At 67.3% G+C, this 20,693-nt stretch carries 17 protein-coding genes; 10 read left to right on the forward strand and 7 right to left on the reverse strand.

Annotated elements, in window-relative coordinates:
* Positions 1-191 precede the first annotated feature (191 nt).
* Genes ABE543_RS15340 through ABE543_RS15365 form a run of 6 tightly spaced genes read left to right on the forward strand, consistent with a single transcriptional unit; the run spans position 192 to position 8,906 of the window.
* The gene (locus tag ABE543_RS15340) at positions 192-1,796 is read left to right on the forward strand and encodes a glucoamylase family protein (RefSeq protein ID WP_053516886.1); all 1,605 of its coding nucleotides are present in this window, start codon (positions 192-194) and stop codon (positions 1,794-1,796) included.
* A 4-nt stretch (positions 1,797-1,800) separates the two neighbouring features.
* The gene (locus tag ABE543_RS15345) at positions 1,801-3,144 is read left to right on the forward strand and encodes a sugar ABC transporter substrate-binding protein (RefSeq protein WP_081279749.1); all 1,344 of its coding nucleotides are present in this window, start codon (positions 1,801-1,803) and stop codon (positions 3,142-3,144) included.
* On the forward strand, positions 3,141-4,022 hold the full coding sequence (locus ABE543_RS15350) for a sugar ABC transporter permease (protein ID WP_065175483.1): 882 nt from the start codon (positions 3,141-3,143) through the stop codon (positions 4,020-4,022). The genes ABE543_RS15345 and ABE543_RS15350 overlap by 4 nt, the downstream gene beginning before the upstream one ends.
* The gene (locus tag ABE543_RS15355; RefSeq protein ID WP_053516890.1) at positions 4,019-4,855 is read left to right on the forward strand and encodes a carbohydrate ABC transporter permease; all 837 of its coding nucleotides are present in this window, start codon (positions 4,019-4,021) and stop codon (positions 4,853-4,855) included. Before ABE543_RS15350 ends, ABE543_RS15355 begins: the two co-directional genes overlap by 4 nt.
* A complete protein-coding gene (locus ABE543_RS15360) occupies positions 4,852-8,019 on the forward strand; it encodes a discoidin domain-containing protein (protein WP_346475863.1) in 3,168 nt (1,055 codons plus the stop codon). The genes ABE543_RS15355 and ABE543_RS15360 overlap by 4 nt, the downstream gene beginning before the upstream one ends.
* Positions 8,020-8,021: 2 nt before the next feature.
* Positions 8,022-8,906 (forward strand): endonuclease/exonuclease/phosphatase family protein, encoded by an 885-nt coding sequence (locus ABE543_RS15365; protein WP_346475864.1) that lies wholly within the window; start codon positions 8,022-8,024, stop codon positions 8,904-8,906.
* A 111-nt stretch (positions 8,907-9,017) separates the two neighbouring features.
* Here the strand turns inward: ABE543_RS15365 and rne are convergent, their stop codons facing one another.
* Positions 9,018-12,248 (reverse strand): ribonuclease E, encoded by a 3,231-nt coding sequence (gene rne, locus ABE543_RS15370; RefSeq protein WP_277380879.1) that lies wholly within the window; start codon positions 12,246-12,248, stop codon positions 9,018-9,020.
* 408 nt (positions 12,249-12,656) lie between these two features.
* Between rne and ABE543_RS15375 the strand changes: the two genes are divergently transcribed.
* Positions 12,657-13,631, forward strand: coding sequence for an RluA family pseudouridine synthase (locus ABE543_RS15375; RefSeq protein ID WP_065181953.1), 975 nt, complete (start codon positions 12,657-12,659; stop codon positions 13,629-13,631).
* Positions 13,632-13,778: 147 nt separating this feature from the next.
* Here the strand turns inward: ABE543_RS15375 and zupT are convergent, their stop codons facing one another.
* The 3 genes from zupT to ABE543_RS15390 form a co-directional block, all read right to left on the reverse strand.
* Positions 13,779-14,588, reverse strand: coding sequence for a zinc transporter ZupT (zupT, locus tag ABE543_RS15380; RefSeq protein ID WP_111186415.1), 810 nt, complete (start codon positions 14,586-14,588; stop codon positions 13,779-13,781).
* A 96-nt stretch (positions 14,589-14,684) separates the two neighbouring features.
* Positions 14,685-15,098, reverse strand: a complete 414-nt coding sequence (locus ABE543_RS15385) for an energy transducer TonB (RefSeq protein ID WP_053516898.1) — start codon at positions 15,096-15,098, stop codon at positions 14,685-14,687.
* Complete coding sequence (locus tag ABE543_RS15390) at positions 15,095-15,445, reverse strand: 4a-hydroxytetrahydrobiopterin dehydratase (RefSeq protein WP_053516899.1); 351 nt, start codon at positions 15,443-15,445, stop codon at positions 15,095-15,097. Before ABE543_RS15390 ends, ABE543_RS15385 begins: the two co-directional genes overlap by 4 nt.
* Before the next feature lie 90 nt (positions 15,446-15,535).
* On the opposite strand from ABE543_RS15390, the gene ABE543_RS15395 reads away from it, so the two are divergent.
* Positions 15,536-16,135, forward strand: a complete 600-nt coding sequence (locus tag ABE543_RS15395; protein WP_065175480.1) for an NfuA family Fe-S biogenesis protein — start codon at positions 15,536-15,538, stop codon at positions 16,133-16,135.
* Between the two features lie 10 nt (positions 16,136-16,145).
* Positions 16,146-17,906: a hypothetical protein gene (locus ABE543_RS15400; RefSeq protein ID WP_346475865.1), complete on the forward strand. Its 1,761-nt coding sequence runs from the start codon at positions 16,146-16,148 to the stop codon at positions 17,904-17,906.
* 121 nt (positions 17,907-18,027) lie between these two features.
* On the opposite strand, the gene ABE543_RS15405 is transcribed toward ABE543_RS15400, so the two are convergent.
* Together ABE543_RS15405 and ABE543_RS15410 are read right to left on the reverse strand one after the other, a co-directional pair.
* Entirely contained in the window at positions 18,028-18,441 is a 414-nt protein-coding gene (locus ABE543_RS15405; protein ID WP_065175478.1) for a barstar family protein, read from the reverse strand.
* Complete coding sequence (locus tag ABE543_RS15410; RefSeq protein WP_065175477.1) at positions 18,438-18,896, reverse strand: ribonuclease domain-containing protein; 459 nt, start codon at positions 18,894-18,896, stop codon at positions 18,438-18,440. The genes ABE543_RS15405 and ABE543_RS15410 overlap by 4 nt, the downstream gene beginning before the upstream one ends.
* Positions 18,897-19,114: 218 nt before the next feature.
* On the opposite strand from ABE543_RS15410, the gene ABE543_RS15415 reads away from it, so the two are divergent.
* Positions 19,115-19,726 carry a superoxide dismutase gene (locus tag ABE543_RS15415; RefSeq protein ID WP_049458515.1) on the forward strand — a complete coding sequence of 204 codons (612 nt, stop codon included), beginning with the start codon at positions 19,115-19,117 and terminating at the stop codon, positions 19,724-19,726.
* Positions 19,727-19,828: 102 nt separating this feature from the next.
* On the opposite strand, the gene ABE543_RS15420 is transcribed toward ABE543_RS15415, so the two are convergent.
* The gene (locus ABE543_RS15420; protein ID WP_053516904.1) at positions 19,829-20,677 is read right to left on the reverse strand and encodes an endonuclease/exonuclease/phosphatase family protein; all 849 of its coding nucleotides are present in this window, start codon (positions 20,675-20,677) and stop codon (positions 19,829-19,831) included.
* Positions 20,678-20,693: the final 16 nt, after the last annotated feature.

A 20,693-nucleotide genomic window follows, 5' to 3' on the forward strand; every position in this document is an offset into this window, starting at 1 on the left:
TCGCTTGTCGTCGGTGGGCGAGCGCGGACTGTGCAGGGCGCCCCTGCGCCCCCCCCCCCCCCCCCACTCCTGCGATGATCGCGCTGTCAGGCCACGTTCCCGTGGCTTTTTTAAATGTGTGGTTTGTAAACGATTTCAGATCATTGGACGTTATGCTTTCCCATCGATCAGTCCACCGGAGGAACCGCGCCATGCAGGCACGCCACCTGTTGTCCGCCGCAGCGATGACCCTGGCCATCGCCGCCTGCAAGCCGGCCCAGCAGGAGCCCGCCAAACCCCGGCCGCCGGTGATCCTGATCGAGGCCGATGCACCGCCGCGGCCGATGAAGCCGGAACTGCCGCCGCTGTTCGATGACATTGAACGCCGCACCTTCCAGTTCTTCTGGGACACCACCAATGAAGTGAACGGCCTGACACCGGACCGCTATCCGTCACGCCCGTTCGCCAGCATCGCCTCGGTCGGCTTCGCGCTCACCGCCTATCCGATCGGCATCGAGAATGGCTGGGTCAGCCGCAACCAGGCGATTGACCGCACGCTGACGACGCTGAAGTTCTTCCGTGACGTGCCGATGGGCCCGCAGCGCACCGGCAAGGCCGGCTACAAGGGCTTCTACTATCACTTCCTGGACATGCAGGAAGGCCGCCGCTACGACAGCTGGGTCGAACTGTCGTCGGTGGATACCGCGCTGCTGATGATGGGCGTGCTGTTCGCGCAGTCCTATTACGACGGCGATGATCCGCGCGAGAAGGAAATCCGGCAGATTGCCGATACCCTGTACAGGAAGATCGACTGGCCGTGGCTGCAGCAGCGCGCACCGCTGATCTCGATGGGCTGGTTCCCCGAAAGCGGCTTCATCGACCACGACTGGATGGGCTACAACGAGGCGATGATGGTGTACATCCTTGCCCTCGGCTCGCCCACCCATCCGGTCAGCCCCGACGCATGGACGGTGTGGACCCGGACCTACGACAACGACTGGGGCGTCTACCAGGGCCAGGAATACCTGTCCTTCGGGCCACTGTTCGGCCACCAGTACAGCCATGTCTGGATCGATTTCCGCGATATCCAGGATGCCTACATGCGCGAGCGCGGCAGCACCTACTTCCTCAACAGCCGCTCGGCCGCGTTGGCCCAGCGCGAGTACGCCATCGCCAACCCGATGCAGTGGAAGGAGTACGGTGAGAACGTGTGGGGACTGACCGCCAGCGATGGTCCGCAGAACACCACCCAGGAATATCGCGGCGAGCAGCGCCAGTTCCGCCACTACTCCTCGCGCGGCGCCGGCCTGCGCGAGAACTTCGACGACGGCACCATCGCGCCGACCGCGGCCGTGGCCTCGATCGTGTTCGCCCCGGAGCAGGTCATTCCGGCCACGCTGGAGATGCACAAGCGCTTCGGCGATTACATCTATTCCAGCTACGGCTTCCTGGATTCGTTCAATCCCAGCTTCAGCTACGACATTCCGATCAAGACCGGGCGCCTGGTGCCGGACCGTGGCTGGGTCGCCAGCGACTACATCGCCATCGACCAGGGCCCGATCCTGACCATGATCGCCAACTACCGCAACGACTTCGTGTGGGAAGTCATGAAGAAGAACCCCTACATCCGCAAGGGGCTGGAGCGCGCCGGATTCAGCGGCGGCTGGCTGGCCCCCGAGGGCTCGTTCCAGCCGCTGGAACTGCAGAAGGACGAGAAGGCTGCATCGGCGCGCGCGGTCGGCATCGCCGAGTCACGCGCGGCCGCCGCACAGGAACAGAAGAACAATGCCAACCGCACCACAGGCCAGGGAAAGTAACGCTGTGCAGAACTGGCTCCATCGCATGCGCCGCTGGGCGCTGCCGGCCCTGGCCGCGCTGGTCGTGGCGGGCTGCGCCCGTACCGAACCGGGCACCACCACCGTGCGCTTCTGGGCGATGGGGCGCGAAGCGGAAGTGGTCAGCGAGCTGATCCACGAATTCGAGGCCGAGAATCCCGGCATCAAGGTGGATGTGCAGAACATCCCATGGACCGCGGCGCACGAGAAGCTGCTCACCGCGTTCGCCGCCGATGGCCTGCCCGATGTCTGCCAGCTGGGCAACACCTGGGTTCCCGAATTCGCCGAGCTCGATGCGCTGACGCCGCTGCAACCGTTCGTGCAGCGCTCGGCGGTGGTCGACCCGAAGGATTACTTCCAGGGCATCTGGGACACCAACGTGATCCATGGCGAGCTGGTGGGCGTGCCGTGGTACGTCGATACCCGCCTGATCTATTACCGCAAGGACCTGCTGGCCAAGGCCGGTTACGACCACCCGCCGCGGACCTGGCAGGAGTGGAACGAACAGATGGCGGCGATCAAGCGGATGCAGGGGCCGAACCGCTATGCCGTGCTGATGCCGATCAACGAGTTCGAGCAGCAGCTGTCGCTGGCGCTGCAGCAACCCGATCCGCTGCTGCGCGACGACGATACCCGTGGCAACTTCTCAAGCCCGGGCTTCCGCCGCACGCTGGCTTTCTACGCCAACATGTTCGAGCAGGGCTGGGCGCCGAAGATGTCCGAGACGCAGATCTCCAATGTCTGGGATGAATTCTTCCGCGGCTTCAACGTGTTCTACATCTCCGGCCCCTGGAACATCCGCGAGTTCAAGAAGCTGCAGCCGAAGGCGCTGGAAGGGCAGTGGGGCACCGCGGCGTTGCCGGGCCCGGATGGCCCCGGTGCGGGCATCGCCGGCGGTACCAGCCTGGTGATCTTCCGCAAATCGCAGCAGAAGCAAGCCTCCTGGAAGCTGATCGAGTTCCTGTCGCGCCCGGAAATCCAGGCCCGTTTCCATTCGATCATCGGTGATCTGCCGCCGCGTCGCAGTGCCTGGGATGCACCGTCCCTGGCCGGTGATCCGCTGGCGGCGGCGTTCCGCGACCAGCTGGAGCGGGTCAGGCCGACGCCCAAGGTGCTTGAGTGGGAGCGCATCGTGCAGGAAATGCGCATCGTCACCGAAAAGGTGGTGCGCGGCGGGATGCCCCAGGACGACGCCGTGGCCGAGCTGGACCAGCGCGTGGACAAGGTGCTGGCCAAGCGTCGCTGGATGCATGAACAACAACGCCTGCAGGAGCGCGCGCCTTCGCCGACGCGCTCAAGCAGCACCCTGGCCGACGGGAGCGCGCAATGAAACGAACTTCGCTGGCCGGATGGATCTTCGCAGGCCCATCGCTGATCGTGCTGGGGGTGTTCTTCGGCCTGCCGGTCGCCTCGGCGCTGGCGCTCAGCGTCACCGACTTCGACCTGTACGCATTGGCCGACAGCAGCAACCTGCGTTTCGTCGGCCTCGGCAACTACATCGACCTGCTGCAGACGCCGATGTTCTGGAAGTCGCTGTGGAACACCAGCTACTTCGTGCTGATCGGTGTGCCGCTGTCGATCGGTGTGTCACTGGGCGCGGCGATGCTGCTGAACGCGCCTGCCGCGCGTTTCAAGGCGCTGTTCCGCACCGCGCTGTTCGCGCCGGTGGTGACCACGCTGGTGGCGGTGGCGGTGATCTGGCGCTACCTGTTCCATACCAGCTACGGCCTGGTCAACTACGGCCTGGGCCATCTGGGCATCAGCCCGATCGACTGGCTGGGCGATCCGAACTGGGCGATGCCCACCATCATGCTGTTCGCGGTGTGGAAGAACTTCGGCTACAACATGGTGATCTTCCTGGCCGGCCTGCAGGCGATCCCGCATGATCTGTACGAAGCGGCGCGGATCGACGGTGCCTCGCGCTGGAAGCAGTTCCTGCACATCACCCTGCCCATGCTCGGCCCGGTGCTGCTCGTGGTCGGAGTGATCACCGTCTCCGGCTACTTCCAGCTGTTCGCCGAGCCTTACGTGATGACGCGTGGCGACCCGCTGCAGAGCACGGTCAGCGTGCTGTATTTCATGTTCGAGGAAGGCTTCAAGTGGTGGAACCTGGGACGCGCCTCCGCGGTGGCATTCCTGCTGTTCCTGATCATCCTGGCGGTGACCACCGTGATGCTGCGCTTTGGCCGCAGGAGGCAGTTGGTATGAGTCGTGAAATCGGCCAGTCGCGCTGGCATCCGTGGTGGATCAACGGCGCGTTGCTGGTGCTGGCCCTGGTCAGCCTGGCGCCGCTGCTGTGGATGGTCTCGGTCTCGTTCATGCCGCAGGGCGAGGCCAGCCATTTCCCGCCTCCGCTGTTGCCCTCGCAGGTGACCACCCACAACTACCACGAGCTGTTCGCGCGTACCGGCATGGGCGGCAATTTCGCCAACAGCCTGCTGGTGTCGCTGGCGATCACGCTGGGTTCGCTGCTGCTCAATACGATGGCCGGCTATGCGTTCGCCAAGCTGAATTTCGTTGGCCGTGAGCGCCTGTTCCAGGTGTTGATGGCGGCGCTGGTCATTCCCGCCCAGGTGGCGATGCTGCCGCTGTTCCTGCTGATGAAGCAGCTGGGGCTGGTCAACAGCTTCGGTGGCGTGATCGTGCCGGCGCTGGCGAGCGTGTTCGGCATCTTCCTGGTGCGGCAGTACGCGCGGTCGATCCCGGACGAACTGCTGGAGGCCGCGCGCATCGACGGGGCAGGGGAGCTGCGCATCTTCTTCCAGATCGTGCTGCCGATGCTCAAGCCGGTGCTGGTGACCCTGGCGATCTTCACCTTCATGGGCGCATGGAACGATTTCATGTGGCCGCTGATCGTGTTGACCGATCAGGAGCACTACACTTTGCCGGTGGCCCTGGCCACCCTCTCGCGCGAACACATCATGGACGTGGAAATGATGATGGCCGGCGCGGTGGTTACCGTGGTTCCGGTGCTGGCACTGTTCCTGGTGCTGCAGCGGTACTACATCCAAGGATTGTTGCTGGGGAGCGTGAAGGGATGAAGGGTGCGATCGCCGTTGGACTGGGCCTGTTGTGGACCTCCCTGGCGATCGCCGCCCCTCCGGCGCTGCCGGCGCCGAAGGTGCTGGACGACTTCGACGATGTCAGTGCCTGGAAGCTGGTGCTGTCCGACCAGGTCAGCGGCTCGCTGCGCCCGGTCAGCGGCGCGGGTGGCGGCCGCGCGCTGTGCCTGGATTACGACTTCCACAACGTGTCGGGCTACGTCGGCATCCGTCGCGCGCTGGCGGTTGAGTATCCGGTCAACTACCGCTTCGGCTTCCAGCTGCGCGGTGATTCACCGGCCAATGATCTGCAGTTCAAGCTGATCGACGCCAGCGGTGACAACGTGTGGTGGGTCAACCGCCCCGGTTACAGTTTTCCCAGGTCGTGGACGCCGGTCGAGTACCGGCGTCGGCAGATCGACAAGGCGTGGGGGCCGTCGCCGGAGAAGGAAATGGCGCGCAGCGCCGCGGTCGAGTTCACGATCTACAGCAAGGTCGGCGGACGCGGCACGGTGTGCTTCGACAGACTGACCCTGCAGGGCCTGCCCGCACGGGACGAATCGCCGCTGCGGCCGGAGGTGATTGCCGACACCGCCACGGCGCTGCAGGACCGGATGGTGGACGGCAAGAGCGATACCTTCTGGATCAGCGGTGGGGTGAAGCAGCAGACCATCAGCCTGGACCTGCACAAGAGCCGCGAGATCGGCGGCGCGGTGATCGACTGGCTGCCGGACCTGCAGGCGACCCACTACACCGTGCGCACGTCCGTGGACGGACGCGACTGGCGCACGGTACGCGAGGTGACCGCCGGCGGCGGTGGCCGTGACTGGCTGGCGCTGCCGGAAACCGATGCGCGCTATGTGCGCTTCGACCTGCAGGGAGGTCCGAACTGGCGCTATGGCATTCGTGACATCACGCTCAAACCGCTGGACTTCGCAGCCACGCCCAATGCATTCCTGTCGTCGGTTGCCGCTGACCTCCCACGCGGTGCGGTACCGCGCGCGTTCGTGGGCGAACAGCCGTACTGGACCCTGCTGGGTCTGGATGGCGGCCAGCAACAGGCGCTGATCAGCGAAGACGGTGCGCTGGAGCCTGCCAAGGGCAGCTTCAGCATCGAGCCGTTCGTCCGCCTGGATGGCAAGCTGATCGCCTGGAGCGATGTGGCCATCACCCAGTCGCTGCAGGATCGCTACCTGCCCATCGCCAATGTCGACTGGGTGCATGAGAAGGTGGGGCTGGCGGTCACCGGATTCGTGCAGGGCACGCCCGAGCGTGCGCAGCTGATCGGTCGCTACCGCCTGAGCAATCCGGACAAGGTGGCCCACGAGTACACGCTGGCGTTGGCCATCCGCCCCTGGCAGGTCAATCCGCCAACCCAGTTCCTCAACACCACCGGCGGCTTCAGCCGCATCGACAGCCTCGACGTCGGCGAGCAGCTGGTCCGCATCAATGGCGAGCCACGCATCTACCCGCTGCAGGTACCTGATGCGCGTTTTGCCACCTCTTTCGATGGCAAGCTCGATGCCATGCACCTCGCCTCGGGCAAGCTGCCGGCGACGACCACGGTGAAGGACAGCACCGGCATGGCGTCGGGCGCGCTGCTGTACACGATCACCCTGGAACCCGGGCAAAGCCGCGAAGTGGCGGTGGTACTGCCGCAGACCGGTAGCTGGGCGCCGCAGGCCGTGGACGTGGCAAAGGCGCAGCAGCAGGTTGCCGACATGTGGCGTGCCAAGCTCGGCGTGGTGTCGCTGCAGGTTCCGAAGGCGGGCCAGCCGATGGTCGACACGCTGCGCACCGCGGTAGCGCACATGCTGATCTCGCGCGTCGGGCCAAGCCTGCAGCCGGGCACGCGCTCGTATGCGCGCAGCTGGATCCGCGACGGCGCGATGATCTCCGAAGGGTTGCTGCGCATGGGCCGCAGCGACGCGGTGCGTGACTACCTCAACTGGTATGCGCCGTTCCAGTTCGAGAATGGCAAGGTGCCGTGCTGCGTCGACGCACGTGGCAGCGACCCGGTGCCGGAGAACGACAGCCATGGTGAGTTGATCTACAACATCGCCGAGTATGGCCGCTACACCGGCGACAGCACGTTCATGGAACTGATGTGGCCGCATGTGCAGGGGGCCTATCAGTACATGGAGCAGCTGCGTGCCAGCGAGCGCACCGAGGAGAACCGTGCACGCAACCCGGCCTTCTACGGGATGATGCCGGCCTCGATCAGCCACGAAGGATACTCGGCCAAGCCGATGCATTCGTACTGGGACAACTTCTGGGCGCTGCGTGGCTACAAGGACGCTGCGCTGCTGGCGACCCAGCTGGGCAAGGTGGAGGCGATGCACATCGCCGAGTCACGCGATCAGTTCCGCGACGACCTGCAGGCATCGCTGCTGTCGGCCATGCAGCAGCACAACATCGATTACCTGCCGGGCTCGGCCGAGCTGGGCGATTTCGACGCGACATCGACGACCATCGCACTGGCGCCCGGGGGCGAGCAGGGCCGGCTGCCGCAGCAGGCCCTGGAAGCAACCTTCGAGCGTTACTGGAAGGAATTCGTCGCGCGTCGCGATGGCAAGCGCGAATGGAAGGACTACACGCCGTATGAGTGGCGCAACGTCGCCGCCTTCGTGCGCCTGGGCTGGCGCGACCGCGCCTGGCAGGCGACCGAGTTCTTCTTCAAGGACCGTGCCCCGCAGGCATGGAACCAATGGGCGGAAGTGGTCTCGCGGACACCGCGCAAGCCGTTCTTCGTCGGCGACCTGCCGCATGCATGGGTCGCGTCGGATTTCGTGCGCTCGGCGCTGGACATGTTCGCCTACAGCCGCGACATGGATGAGTCACTGGTGCTGGCCGGCGGCGTTCCAACGGCCTGGCTGCAGGGTGAGGGCATCGCGGTGCAGGGCCTGCGTACGCCGCAGGGGCAGTTGAACTACCGGTTGCGGCGCAGTGACAAGCTGCTGGTGCTGGAGGTGCAGCCCGGCCTGGTGCCACCGGCTGGAGGCGTCGTGCTTCCGTGGCCCTATGCGGGCGAACCGGGTGACGCCACCATCAATGGTGCGTCGGGTGAATGGATCGACCGCGAACTGCATGTGCACGAACTGCCGGCCCGCGTCGAGATCGAAGTGCCGGCGGCAGTGCGTCGCTCCGAGCGCAAGGGACAGTAAGCATGGGTAGGAAGGCATGGCGTGCGCGCGCGGCAGCGTGCGCACTGGGCATGGCGATCGCGCTGGCGCTGCCTGCCGCGGCGGTGGCGGACGTGCCACGGGCGGACGATGTGGACGCAGCCGCCCGCGCGCCTGGCATGGGCATGGTCACCTTCAACCTGCACCACGACCGCGAGGACTGGCCCAGCCGGCGTCGTACCATCCTGGCAGAACTCAAGCGCCTGCAACCTGATGCGATCGCGCTGCAGGAAGTGATCCAGCGGCGCAACGTGCGCAACCAGGCGCAATGGCTCGCCAGCCAGCTGGGCTACCGATACGTGTTCGTGTCCACCGATCCGGTCGGCGCGCCCAAGCGCTACGGCAACGCACTGTTGACGCGACAGCCGATCCTCGCCCAGGGCGAGCACCTGCTGCTGCCGCTGGACGACTACCGCACCGTGGCGCACCTGCGCATCGAGGTGGAGGGCCGGCCAGTCAACCTCTATGCAACCCATCTCAATGAGCGCAGCGATGAAAGCGGCAAGCGCATCCGGCGGACGCAGGTGGAGGATCTGCTGCGCTTCATCGCCGCAACGTCGGATGGCGCGCCGGTGGTGATCGCCGGCGACTTCAACGCACTGGTCGATGCGGGTGACCTGAGCGAGCTGCGCAGCCACTATGGCGACAGCTACGGCAGCGTGCATGTGAACACCGACCTGGCGGCTGTCAGCACCCTCAACCGGCATTACTACCCGGCGCCCTCGCGGATCGATCACATCTTCTTCCAGCAGGATCAGCTGGTTGCACGGGAGGCCAGGCTTCTGTTCGACCAGCCGGATGACAGCGGGCGCTGGGCTTCGGATCATTACGGCGTCTGGACGCGATTGCAGTTCGCGCCGAAACCCTGAACAACGACCCAGCGGCCTATCCCCGGTCGGCACGATACAGCCCGATGCACAAACAGAAACGGCGGGGATCATCGATCCCCGCCGTTCTGCTGTCACCCGATCAACGAGCGGTCAGTTGGCCGGCGGCGTGCGCTTGGCGGCCTCGTCGTCCTCTTCGTCAGCCTTGGCTTCGGCCGCCTGGGCGGCAGCATCGGCATGGCCATCCGCGACCGGGTCGAGGGTCGGCGTCACGACGGCATCGGCGACCGGTGCAGGGGCCTCCACCGACGGGGCTTCCACGGCCACCGGTGCGACCGGGGCTTCGGCAACCACGACAGGTTCGACGACCGGCTTCACTTGAACCACCGGGGCCGCCTCAACAGCCACCGGTGCGGTCTCAGGCACGGGCGCTGCCTCAACAGCCGCCGGCTTCGATTCCACGACGGGTGCAGGCTCGACCACGACCGGCTTCACGTCCACCACAGGGGCCGCTTCGGCCACGACCGGCGTTGCTTCGATCACCGGTGCGGCGTCCGCCGACGGGGTTGCCGCCGCCACGGGCTGTGCGGGTGTCGCGGCGTCGATGGCGTCGAGCATGCTGGTCTGCACCGGCGAGGGCGCCGGTTCTGCCTTGGCAGCGGTCTCGACCGGTGCCGGAGGCGCGGCGGTCACCGGCGCGGCGGCTTCAACCACGGCGCTGCTGACCACGGCGGCCGGTGCGGCGGCGACAGCGGCCGCAACGCGGGCCGGCTTCTCGCCTTCGACGATGGACGGCTCGGCGTCGTCATCGAAGTCGAACTCCGGCTGCGAGCGGGCGGGCTGGGTGGCTGCAACCGGTGCTGACCCGGCAGCGTGGTCGACACGCGGCTCGGCGCTGTCGGTGCTGTCGGCGTCATCGCCTTCGTCACCGTCATCCTGGTCTTCGCCCAGCGGATCGGTGCCGGCCGCATTCTCGGCACCACCACGGCGGCGGCGGCGGCCACCACGACGACCACGACGACGGCGGGTCGCGCCTTCGCCGGCCTGCTCGCCCGTGGTGTCGGCAGGTGCCTCTTCGCCCGTCACGGCAGCGGCGTCACCTTCAACGGCGGTGACAGGCGCGACTTCGGCCGGCGCCGCGGTTTCGACCGGCGGCTGTGCGACCACCGCCGCGACCGGCGCCGTAGCCTCCCGCGCGGTCACCGCAGCAGCGGTGATGGCACTGGCCGCCACCGCAGCGGACGCCGTCGCCGTGTCGGTCTGGGCTTCTGCGGCACCACGCTGCGGCTTCTCGGCCGGCTTGTCGCCGTCCTGCTGCGGACGTGGCTGCTTCGGCTGCTTGAGCTTCGGCTGCTGCTGCGGGTTCTGGCCCTGCTGCTCGTTGCGCGGCTTGTTCTGCTGCTGCGGCTGCTGGCCGTCCTTCTGCTTGCCCTGCGGCTGGCCGTTGCCGTTCGGGTTGCCATTGCCGCCCTGACGACCGTCCTTGCGCTGTTCGCCGCGATCCTTGCGGTTGCCGCCCTCCTTCTGCTGCTGCGCATTGCCGTTGCCGCGATTGTCGTCGCGACGGTCCTTGCGGTCCTTGTTGCGATCCTTGTTGCGCTCCCTGCGGCCACCGTCCTGCTGCGGCTGGCGGGCGGCCGGCGGCGCCGGGGCGGGTGCCGGCTCACCACCGAACACGCGCTTGATCCAACCGATCACGCCACCGCCGGTCGACGGGGCGGCGGGCGCAGCCACCACCGGCGCGGGTGCCGCGGCAGCCGGCTCCACTTCCTCACGCACCGGGGCGGGGGAGGTGTGCTTGACCTGGGTCACCACCGGCGGCGGGATGTTCAGCTGGCCCTTGGTGAGGGCGTGCACAGGCAGCTTGCGCGGAGTGCCACGCTGGTAGCTCGGACGGCTGCTTTCCTCGCCCAGTTCGTTCTCACGCAGGCGGGTGACCGTGTAGTGCGGGGTGTGCAGCTGCTCGTCGGCGACGATCACGATCGGCGCTTCATGGCGCTGTTCGATTTCGCGCAGCGCGCTGCGCTTCTCGTTCAGCAGGTAATTGGCGATCTCCACCGGCGCCTGCACCAGCACCTGCCCGGTGTTCTCCTTCATCGCGTGCTCTTCGGCCACGCGGATGATCGACAGCGACAGCGACTCGACGCTGCGCATGCGGCCGTGGCCATCACAGCGCGGGCAGACGATCTGGCTCGATTCGCCCAGGCTCGGGCGCAGGCGCTGGCGGCTCATTTCCAGCAGGCCGAAGCGCGAGATGCGGCCGACCTGAACGCGTGCGCGGTCGTACTTCAGCGCGTTGGCCAGGCGGTTCTCGACCTCGCGCTGATGCTTGTTGGAGGACATGTCGATGAAGTCGATCACCACCAGGCCGCCCAGATCGCGCAGGCGCAGCTGGCGGGCCACTTCCTCGGCCGCTTCCAGATTGGTCTGGAAGGCGGTGTCCTCGATGTCGCTGCCCTTGGTCGCGCGCGAGGAGTTCACGTCGACGGCGGTCAGTGCTTCGGTCTGGTCGACCACGATCGAGCCGCCCGACGGCAGGCGCACGTTGCGCTCGTAGGCGCCTTCGATCTGCGATTCGATCTGGAAGCGGTTGAACAGCGGGATGTCGTCCTTGTAATGCTTGAGCTTGCGCAGGGTCTGCGGCATCACCTGCTGCATGAACTCCCTGGCGTGCTCGTACATCTCCTCGGTGTCCACCAGGATCTCGCCGATGTCGGCGCGCAGGTAGTCACGCAGGGCGCGCACGATCAGGCGCGATTCCTGGTAGATCAGGAACGGGGCCGGCTTGCTCAGCGCCGCCTCGGCGATCGCCCGCCAGACGCTGAGCAGGTAGTCCAGATCCCACTGCAGCTCTTCCGCATCGCGGCCGACGCCGGCGGTACGGATGATCACGCCCATGTCGTCGGGAATGTTCAGCTTGTCCAGTGCGTCCTTCAGGGCAGCCCGGTCTTCGCCCTCGATGCGGCGGGAGACGCCGCCGGCACTTGGCGAGTTCGGCATCAGCACCATGTAGCGGCCGGCCAGGGAGATGAACGTGGTCAGGGCGGCGCCCTTGTTGCCACGCTCTTCCTTGTCGACCTGGACCACCACTTCCTGGCCTTCCTTGAGCAGCTCGCGGATGCCGGCCTTGTTGTGGTCGACACCGGCCTGGAAGTAGTCGCGGGAGATTTCCTTCAGCGGCAGGAAGCCATGGCGGCCACCGCCATATTCGACGAAGGCGGCTTCCAGCGAGGGCTCGATGCGGAAGATCCGGCCCTTGTAGATGTTGGACTTCTTCTGTTCCTTCGACGGCTGCTCGATGTCGATGTCATACAACGACTGGCCATCCACGATGGCAACACGCAGCTCTTCAGCCTGCGTGGCGTTGATCAGCATTCGCTTCATTGTTGCGTTCCTCGCAAGCGGCTACCGCGCGGAACGCCATGGGGTTTCGCCTCTGGATACGGCTCGCCCCCCATTCGCGCAAGCGCGGGGAGGGGGGCTTGGGTTTCCAGCGCTACGACACCACGGCAGGCCGCGGGAGCGCTTCACTCATATGGTTTTTGGGGTGTTGCAGGGCCGCAGGCAGCTGTCAGCCAGGCTGGAGCGCCACGCGGGACATGTTCAGCACGGTTGCGTGTCAGGCATCCGGCGATGGCCGGGAAGGCCGGTGAGCCGCTAACATGGCCGCCCCGCGGGCGGTGGTCGCGCACTGTGCCGGATTCGTCGGAAGCTGGGCTTCTGGCCCTGAGTAACTTCCAACGAAATCAATCCCTTATCTCGCCCCCCGAGTGTAACAGAATAAACAGCCTGATGACCGCCCAAGACCCCACCAAGCCAGCTGGCGACAAGCCATCCGTGCGCATGATCACCGTTCCCGCCGACCGCGCCGGCCAGCGCCTGGATAATTTCCTGCTCGGCCAGCTGAAAGGGGCCCCGCGCAGCCTGGTCTACAAGCTGGTGCGCAGCGGTCAGGTGCGGGTCAATGGCGGCCGCGCCAAGGCCGAGCGCAAGCTGGAGGCGGGCGACGAGGTGCGGGTGCCGCCGGTCCGTCTCACCGAGGAGGGAGACAAGGCTGGTCCTCCCGAGTCGTTCATGCGCCGTCTGGAACAGGCCATCGTCTTCGAGGACGCACGGCTGCTGGCGCTGAACAAACCCTCGGGCGTGGCCAGTCATGGCGGCAGCGGGATCAGCTTCGGCGCCATCGAGACCCTGCGCGCCCTGCGCCCGGGCCAGACGCTGGAACTGGTCCACCGTCTCGACCGCGATACGTCGGGCCTGCTGGTGGTGGCCAAGAAGCGCTCGGCGCTGAGCGAGCTGCAGGCGCTGCTGCGTGAAGACCATGGCGCCGGCATCCGCAAGCGTTACCTGACCCTGCTGACCGGACGCATGCCCGACGGGGTGATGACGGTGGACGCGCCGCTGCACGTGGGCCTGCGCCAGGGCGGTGAGCGACATGTCCAGGTCAATGCGATCGGCAAGGAATCGATCAGTCATTTCCGCGTGCTGGAGCGGCGTGGGGGCCATTCCTATTGCGAGGTGCGCATCGAGACCGGCCGGACCCATCAGATCCGGGTGCACGCCCAGCATCTGGGGCATGCGGTGGCCGGTGACGACAAGTACGGCGATCCTGCGGTGAACAAGCGGCTTCGTGAGCAGATCGGCCTGAAGCGGTTGTTCCTGCACGCGGCCTCGCTGGAGTTCGCGCTGGACGACGGCAAGACCCCCTACGTGCTGAACGCTCCGCTGGCGGATGAGTTGGTCGAGGCGCTGGACCGCCTGCGCTGACGGCGGTTCGGCGGCGCCGGGCGCTTGGTCGGCACCGTCGCTTCCCTGCGATGAGGGGCTTGTCGCTTTCTTTGCTCGTGCAAAGAAAGCAACCAAAGAAACACGCCGCCAGCCGCGAGGGGGCTCAGCCCGTTGGCCGCAACCCGCTCACCACTTGAACAGCACCAGGCTGACCGCCAGCGTTCCCATGCCTGCAACCAGGCCGTACACCGTTTCGTGACCCTTGGCGTAGCGCTTGGCCGCCGGCAGCAGTTCGTCCAGGGCCAGGAACACCATCACGCCTGCGATCAGGCCGAACACCCAGCCGAACGTGGCGTGCGACAGCGACCCGGACAGCAGCCAGTAGCCCAGCATGGCCCCCACCGGCTCGGCCAGGCCCGACAGCAGGCTGGCGCCGAACGCATAGAGCTTGTTCTGGGTGGCGAAGTACACCGGGACCGCGATTGCGATGCCCTCGGGAATGTTGTGGATGGCGATGGCGAAGGCCAGCGGCATGCCCACCGACGGGCTTTCCAGCGTAGCGAAGAAGGTCGCCAGCCCTTCCGGGAAATTGTGTGCGGTGATCGCCACCGAGGTCAGCAGCGCGACCCGCTTCAGGTACTCGCGGCTGTTCTCGCGGAACGCAGGGTCCTGCTTGTCCAGGCTGTCGTGCGGATTGGGAATGAAGTGATCGATCAGCACGATCACGATCACACCGGCCAGGAACGCCAGCGTGCCGTAGGTGAAGCCGGTGCGCTCGCCATAGGCCAGGGCGAACGACGCGATGGACTTGTTGAGGATCTCCGACAGCGACACGTAGACCATCGCGCCGCCGGCGAAGGCCAGGCCGAACGCCAGCAGGCGCGGGTTGGGGCGGCGCGAGAACAGCACCAGCAGGCTGCCGATGGCGGTCGCCAGGCCGGCCGCGAGGGTGACCGCCAGCGCGATCCAGATGTTTTCGGGGGGGATCTGCAGCATGTACCGACGCGGTCCTGGTCAACAGACAACCGCCCCGGGCACTGCCGGGGCGGCAAGGGCGAGGCGGGCGTCGGCTGGCCTCGTCATGGTGTGCGGTCAGCCGCCGCGGCGCAGGCGCTCTTCCACCGCGAAACACTGGTCCGGCTTCGGCTGCGGCGGGTTGAAGCTGACCGGCACCTGGATGGTGGCGGGCACGGCCTGGCCGTTGCGGGTGGCGGCCTTGAACTGCCAGCCCTGCACGGCATTCCTGGCCAGCTCATCCAGCTGCGGGTTGCCCGCGCCGCTCAGCAGAGTCACTTCGCTGGGCTTGCCGTCGGTGCCGATGGTCACCTTGAAGGTGCTGGTGCCGCCCGTACCGGTACAGGCCAGCTCGAGCGGGTACTGCGGCGGCGGCGTCTTCACCGCAGCCACCTCGGTCGGCGGCGGCACGGGCGGCGACGGCTCGGAGGCGCCACAGCCGGCGAGGCCGGTCACGGCGATCAGGGACAGGCTCAGCACTCGCACATTCATGGCAGTTGCTCCGTGAGGGCCGATGTCTTGGCCGCGCAGATGAAGTCGTTCTCGCTCAGGCCGCCGACGTCGTGGGTCGAATAGCGCACCACGGCGCGGTCGTAGTGCACGCCCAGGTCCGGGTGGTGATCCTCGTGGTGGGCGATCCAGGCCAGTGCATTCACAAAGGCCATGGTGGCGTAGTAGTCCTTGAAGCGGAAGGTGCGCAGCAGCGCCTGGCCGCCTTCGGCCAGTTCCCAGCCGGGAATCTGCGGCAGCAGCTCGGCCAGGCGGGCCTCGCCCAGCTTGTGGTCGCTGCCTTTGCGCGGCACGCAACGGGCCTGGGCCAGTGGAATCAGGTCGGCCATGGGAATCTCCACCTCGTGTTGACTGAACAATGCGCCGGACGGTGTATAAACCGAATGAGCGGTTGACACTTACTTGGCTAGAATAGCCTGATGATCCAGATCTCCGACACTGCCCAGACCCATTTCCGCAAGCTGATCGAACGCGAGGGCGCGCCCGGCATGGGCGTACGCCTGAGCGCGGTTGATCCCGGCACTCCGCGTGCCGATGCGCGGCTGGAATTCGCCGAACCCTCGGACCTGCACGGCGACGAGTGGGCCGTGGACTGCGACGGGTTCACCCTGTATGTCGACGCCGGCAGCGTCGGCTGGCTCGATGGCGCGGAGATCGACATCGTGGCCGGCGCGGCAGGTGCCCAGCAGTTGACCATCAAGGCGCCGCGCATCAAGGGCGAAGCGCCCGGGGAGGCCGCGTCGCTGGTCGAGCGTGTGCACTGGGTGGTGGAGAATGAAATCAATCCACAGCTCGCCTCCCATGGCGGCAAGGTCGCAGTGCAGGAAGTCTCGGCCGAGGGCGTGGTGCTGCTGCGTTTCGGTGGTGGCTGCCAGGGCTGTGGCATGGCCGATGTGACCCTCAAGCAGGGCATCGAAAAGACCTTGATGGGCCGGGTGCCCGGCGTGACCGCAGTGCGCGACGCGACCGACCACGACAGCGGCCACGCACCGTACATCCCGCGCGGCAACGCCGCCTGATCGCCGACGCGTGCCGCTGCCCAGAGCCGAGCAACTCATCGACCTGCTGCTGGCGCGCCAGCAGCAACCGATCATCCTGGAGAAGAACACGCGCCTGCCTTATGGCTGGGCGCTGTGGCTGCGCTCGCTGAGCCCGTTGCCACGCCCGTTCCATGCCCGCGAGGTGATCGCGGTGCTGCTGCCCAGGCCTCTGCCGGGACGCCCCGGGACGCTGCCGGCGCTGCCCCGCTGGCAGGCGCTGCGGCGCCTGTTGTGGCAGGAGTGGGAGCCGGCGCCGCGTGACCAGCGCTGGATGCGCTGGACGTCGGCCGTCGCCAGTGCATTGCTGCACCTGCTGTTCTTCCTGCTGCTGCTGTGGGTGGCGGTGATCCGCACCTCGGTGCCTGCCGAGCAGGGATCCGACGGTGAGCGCGTGCAGATCGAGTTTGTCGGCCGCGCCAGCCAGGAGGGCGGAGGCGACCAGCCCGGCGCCGAATCGGCTGCAGCAGCTGCAGCCGGCCGCACGGCTGCAGGAGACGCGGCAGGATCGGCAACTGCGCCGCAGCCGCGACCGGTCGCGGCGCGCCCGCAGCCATCCCCTGCTGCGGCCCCCGCTGCCGCCAGTACGCCTCCGCAAGCCATGCCGACCGAGCCGGCCCCACCGGCCACGCCGCCGCCTTCGCCGGTCCAGGCGACCGACGTGGCGCAGGCCACGACCGATTTCGTGGTGCCGCCGGTCAGCGTGCCGCGCACCGAAGTGAGCATCGTGCCGCGCGACACAACGCCCAGCGTACGCGAGCGCAGCGTGCAGCCGCTGGAGGCGCCGCCCACACCGCAAGCGCTGCGCACACCGGATGTGCAGGTGAGGGTGCCGCAGATCCGCCAGCCGCAGGTGCAGGAACGTGAGGTGGCCATCGTGGAGACACCCGTTGTGGCTCCGGCGGTGCGCGCAGCGGAAGTACCGATCCGCGTTCCGCAGCAGGATGTGCAGGTGCGCGAACGCGAAGTGCAGGCGGTTGTCGATCCGCAGGTGCGGATGGCGCCGATCGCAGGCCGTGAGCCTGCAGTACGGGCGCCCGCGGGCCGCGACGTGCAGGTGCGCGAACGTGAGGTGGCGTCTGCACCGGTCGCTTCGCCTGCGCCTTCCAGTGGCAGTGCCGCAACCTCCGCCCCCGCAGCCCAGGGCAGCGCGGCTGCGGTGAGCAGTCCCGCGGCGCGCCCATCAGCCGCCGCCACGACACCGGCACAGGCCGGTGCCCGCCCGACGCCGACCCCGGGCAACTGGGCTACGCCGGCCCGGGGCGACGACTGGGGGGCCTCGGATCGCACTCGTGATGGCGCCCGCAGCGGCGCCGCGCAGGCGAGCAGCGCGGGCCGGGGCAACGGCCTGTTCAACGCCGACGGCAGCGTGCGTGTACCGGGGCAGGACGGCCCCGGCAATGCGGAGCGTGGCGCTCCCGGGGGGGACAACGACGGCTGGAGCAAGGAACGCATCGCCCAGTCGGGGACATGGCTGAAGCGACCGCCCTACGACTACACGCCCACCTCGTTCGACAAATACTGGGTGCCGCAGGAGTCGCTGCTGGCCGAGTGGGTGCGCAAGGGCGTCAAAGCGATGGAGATTCCGCTTCCCGGCACCAGCACCCGGATTTCCTGCGTCATCTCCATTCTGCAGGCGGGTGGCGGCTGCGGCCTGACCGACCCGAACATGCAGGACCAGCCGGCCGTGGCCCGGCCGCCGCCGGATATCCCGTTCAAGAAGGAACTGCAGGAAGACAATGGGAGCCGCTAGCGGCTCCCATTGTCCACGCATGTTTCCTTATCCCCGCGCCGTTGGCGCGCCCCCTTTGAACAACAAGGGGGCTCTTCGCCGGAACCATTGCGGGCGGCCGGCCTTGGTCGGCGTCGCCCCTTTACTCGCTCTGTGACAGGAACACCCAGAACGGCACGTCGCGGCCGACCCAATCCCGGCTGGCTTCGTCCAGCACGTCGAGCAGGGTGTCGAAATCCTTGGCTGCGCCAGCGCGCAGCGCGTCGACATCCGCCAGGAACAGCGCATAACCGCTGGCCGGCAGCCACTGCAGGTCGCGAAGATTGTCCGACAGGGCATCCCAGTTGCCGCCGAAACCGGCCGGGAAGTCCAGCTGCGCGGACAGCCGCGCCAGCAGGGTGCGCTTGTCGGTCACGCCCTCCAGATCGATGCGGATCACCTTCAGGCCGGCATCGCGCATGGCCGCGGCAAGCGCGCCGATGTCCGCGCTGTCGATGGCATACACGCCGGCGTTGTTGATGTCGTGCAGGCCGAGGCCGAAATCATCGTGGCTCATCGAGCGTCTCCGGGGGATGGAACGGTGAAGCTGCGGAATGAGCCGTAATGGTCATCGGTGTAGTACCACGCCTCTGCTGGATCGCCGCCCGTGACGATGCGGCGTGCCCCCCGGTTGCCCGCACCGGGGGTGTCGACCGTGTACTCGCGGTAGTAGCCACGCGGCCGCTGCGGCAGGCGCTGCTCGCGGTTGCCGAAGGTGCTGCCATCCTGGCGGTGCGGGAAGGGCCCGCCCCGCTGGATCAGGGTGATGGTCTGGCGTGCTTCGGCGGGAAGGAAGGCGGGCAGGCCGCTGCGTGCGCCATCGCCGTGTGCCGGGGTGGGGGCAGTCCGGGTCGGGGCGCCCTGCAGGTCCGGCGCGAACTGCGGTGCCGGCGGCCGCTGCATGACGTGGTTGACGACCAGGCCGAGCAGCAGCAGGGCGATGGCAGTGATCAGCAGCCGGGGGTTGCGCATGGGCACGAACGGGTGAGGGTGGTGCATGCACTGTAGCGCCTGTGCGCTGCACGCTGCATGAGGAACCGCCGCGTCACCGCTGCGTAACAATTGCCGGCATGCTCACCGGCAGGACGCAATTTCCTTTACATCCCCCTTGGTAATCTAGTGGTCTGTCCCCATCATTCACCGCGCTACACCCGACACCGTCGGGTGCCCTCGCAATCAGGAGATGCATCATGGCCTATACCCTGCCCAAGCTGTCCTACGCCTACGACGCGCTGGAGCCGCATATCGACGCGGCGACGATGGAGATCCATCACACCAAGCATCACCAGACCTACATCAACAACGTCAACGCGGCGCTGGAAGGTACCGAGTACGCTGACCTGCCGGTGGAAGAGCTGGTGAAGAAGCTGAAGTCGCTGCCGGAGAACCTGCAGGGCCCGGTGCGCAACAACGGCGGTGGCCATGCCAACCACTCGCTGTTCTGGACGGTGATGGCGCCGAACGCGGGCGGCAACCCGGTGGGCGACGTGGCCAAGGCCATCGACAAGGACCTGGGCGGTTTCGACAAGTTCAAGGACGCCTTCACCAAGGCGGCGCTGACCCGCTTCGGCAGCGGCTGGGCATGGTTGAGCGTCACCCCCGACAAGAAGGTCGTGGTGGAAAGCACCGGCAACCAGGACAGCCCGCTGATGGAAGGCAACACGCCCATCCTCGGTCTGGACGTGTGGGAGCACGCGTACTACTTGAAGTACCAGAACCGTCGTCCGGAATACATCGGCGCGTTCTTCAACGTCATCGACTGGAACGAAGTCGAGCGCCGTTACCAGGACGCGATCGCCTGAAGGCGGTGACGGGATGACATGAGAAGGCCGGGGGAGACCCCGGCCTTTTTGTTTGCCAGCTTCTGGACGTCGGGCGGGACCTGGTGGGTGCCGAGGGCGGGCCTATTCCGCGGTGGCCGTATCGCCCTGCAGGCGCAGGGTGGCCATCATCCCCAGGCGCAGTCCAGGCAGCTCGCCGTCGGCCGGCAGCAGGATGGGCTGCTGGCGGATGCCGCCGAAATGCTTGACCTGGAACAGCACATCCAGACCGTGACCGCTGGCGCCGCCGGCACCGGAGGCTGACGCTTCCGCCCGGCCGCCCGGGCTGCGCCGGGCCGGCTGGAAGCCCGGCGTAGCGCGCACCAGTTCCACCGTGCCGGCGGAAAAATCGCCTGCGATCACACTGGGCAGGCCTTCTGCGGTCGCGCTGATCCAGGCCATGAGATCGCTGGTCTGGTGCTGGCGGGCCGCCGCTTCATCCGGCTCCGGGCGCAGGCGGGTCACGTAGACATTGACCAGGGCCTCGCCCAGCCGCAGCCGCATCATGCCCGCCGCGCTGAACGTACCGGGCGGGTGCAGCAGGGTCACGCCATCCTCGCTGACCGGCAGCCGCGTCAGCATCGCATTGCCGTGCCGCAGCGGCTGGCTGGGCGGGTCGGCCGTGACGAAGTCGCAGCTGTAGCGCAGCCGGTTGGCCAGCCAGCAGGCCGGGTTGCGCCCCTGCTGCTGCCGTACCTGCTGCACCGAGATGACGTCCGGCTGCAGCTCGGTCAACAGCTGCGCCACCTGTTCGCGGCGTTGCTTCCACTGCGCATCGTCCCGCCCGGGCAGTTCCAGGGCCGCCACGGTCAGCTGCCGGGCCTGCGCGTCGAGGGTCGCGGTGTCCGCGGCCTGTGGCCGCGCCGGTGCCGGCAATGCAAGCAGCAACAGGCAGCAGCCGAGCAGGGGGCGGACGAGGACGAGGGCGCGCATAACGATAAGTTTACGC

The organism is Stenotrophomonas sp. TWI169, assembly GCF_039674705.1.
GTDB classification, from domain to species: Bacteria; Pseudomonadota; Gammaproteobacteria; order Xanthomonadales; family Xanthomonadaceae; genus Stenotrophomonas; species Stenotrophomonas maltophilia_P.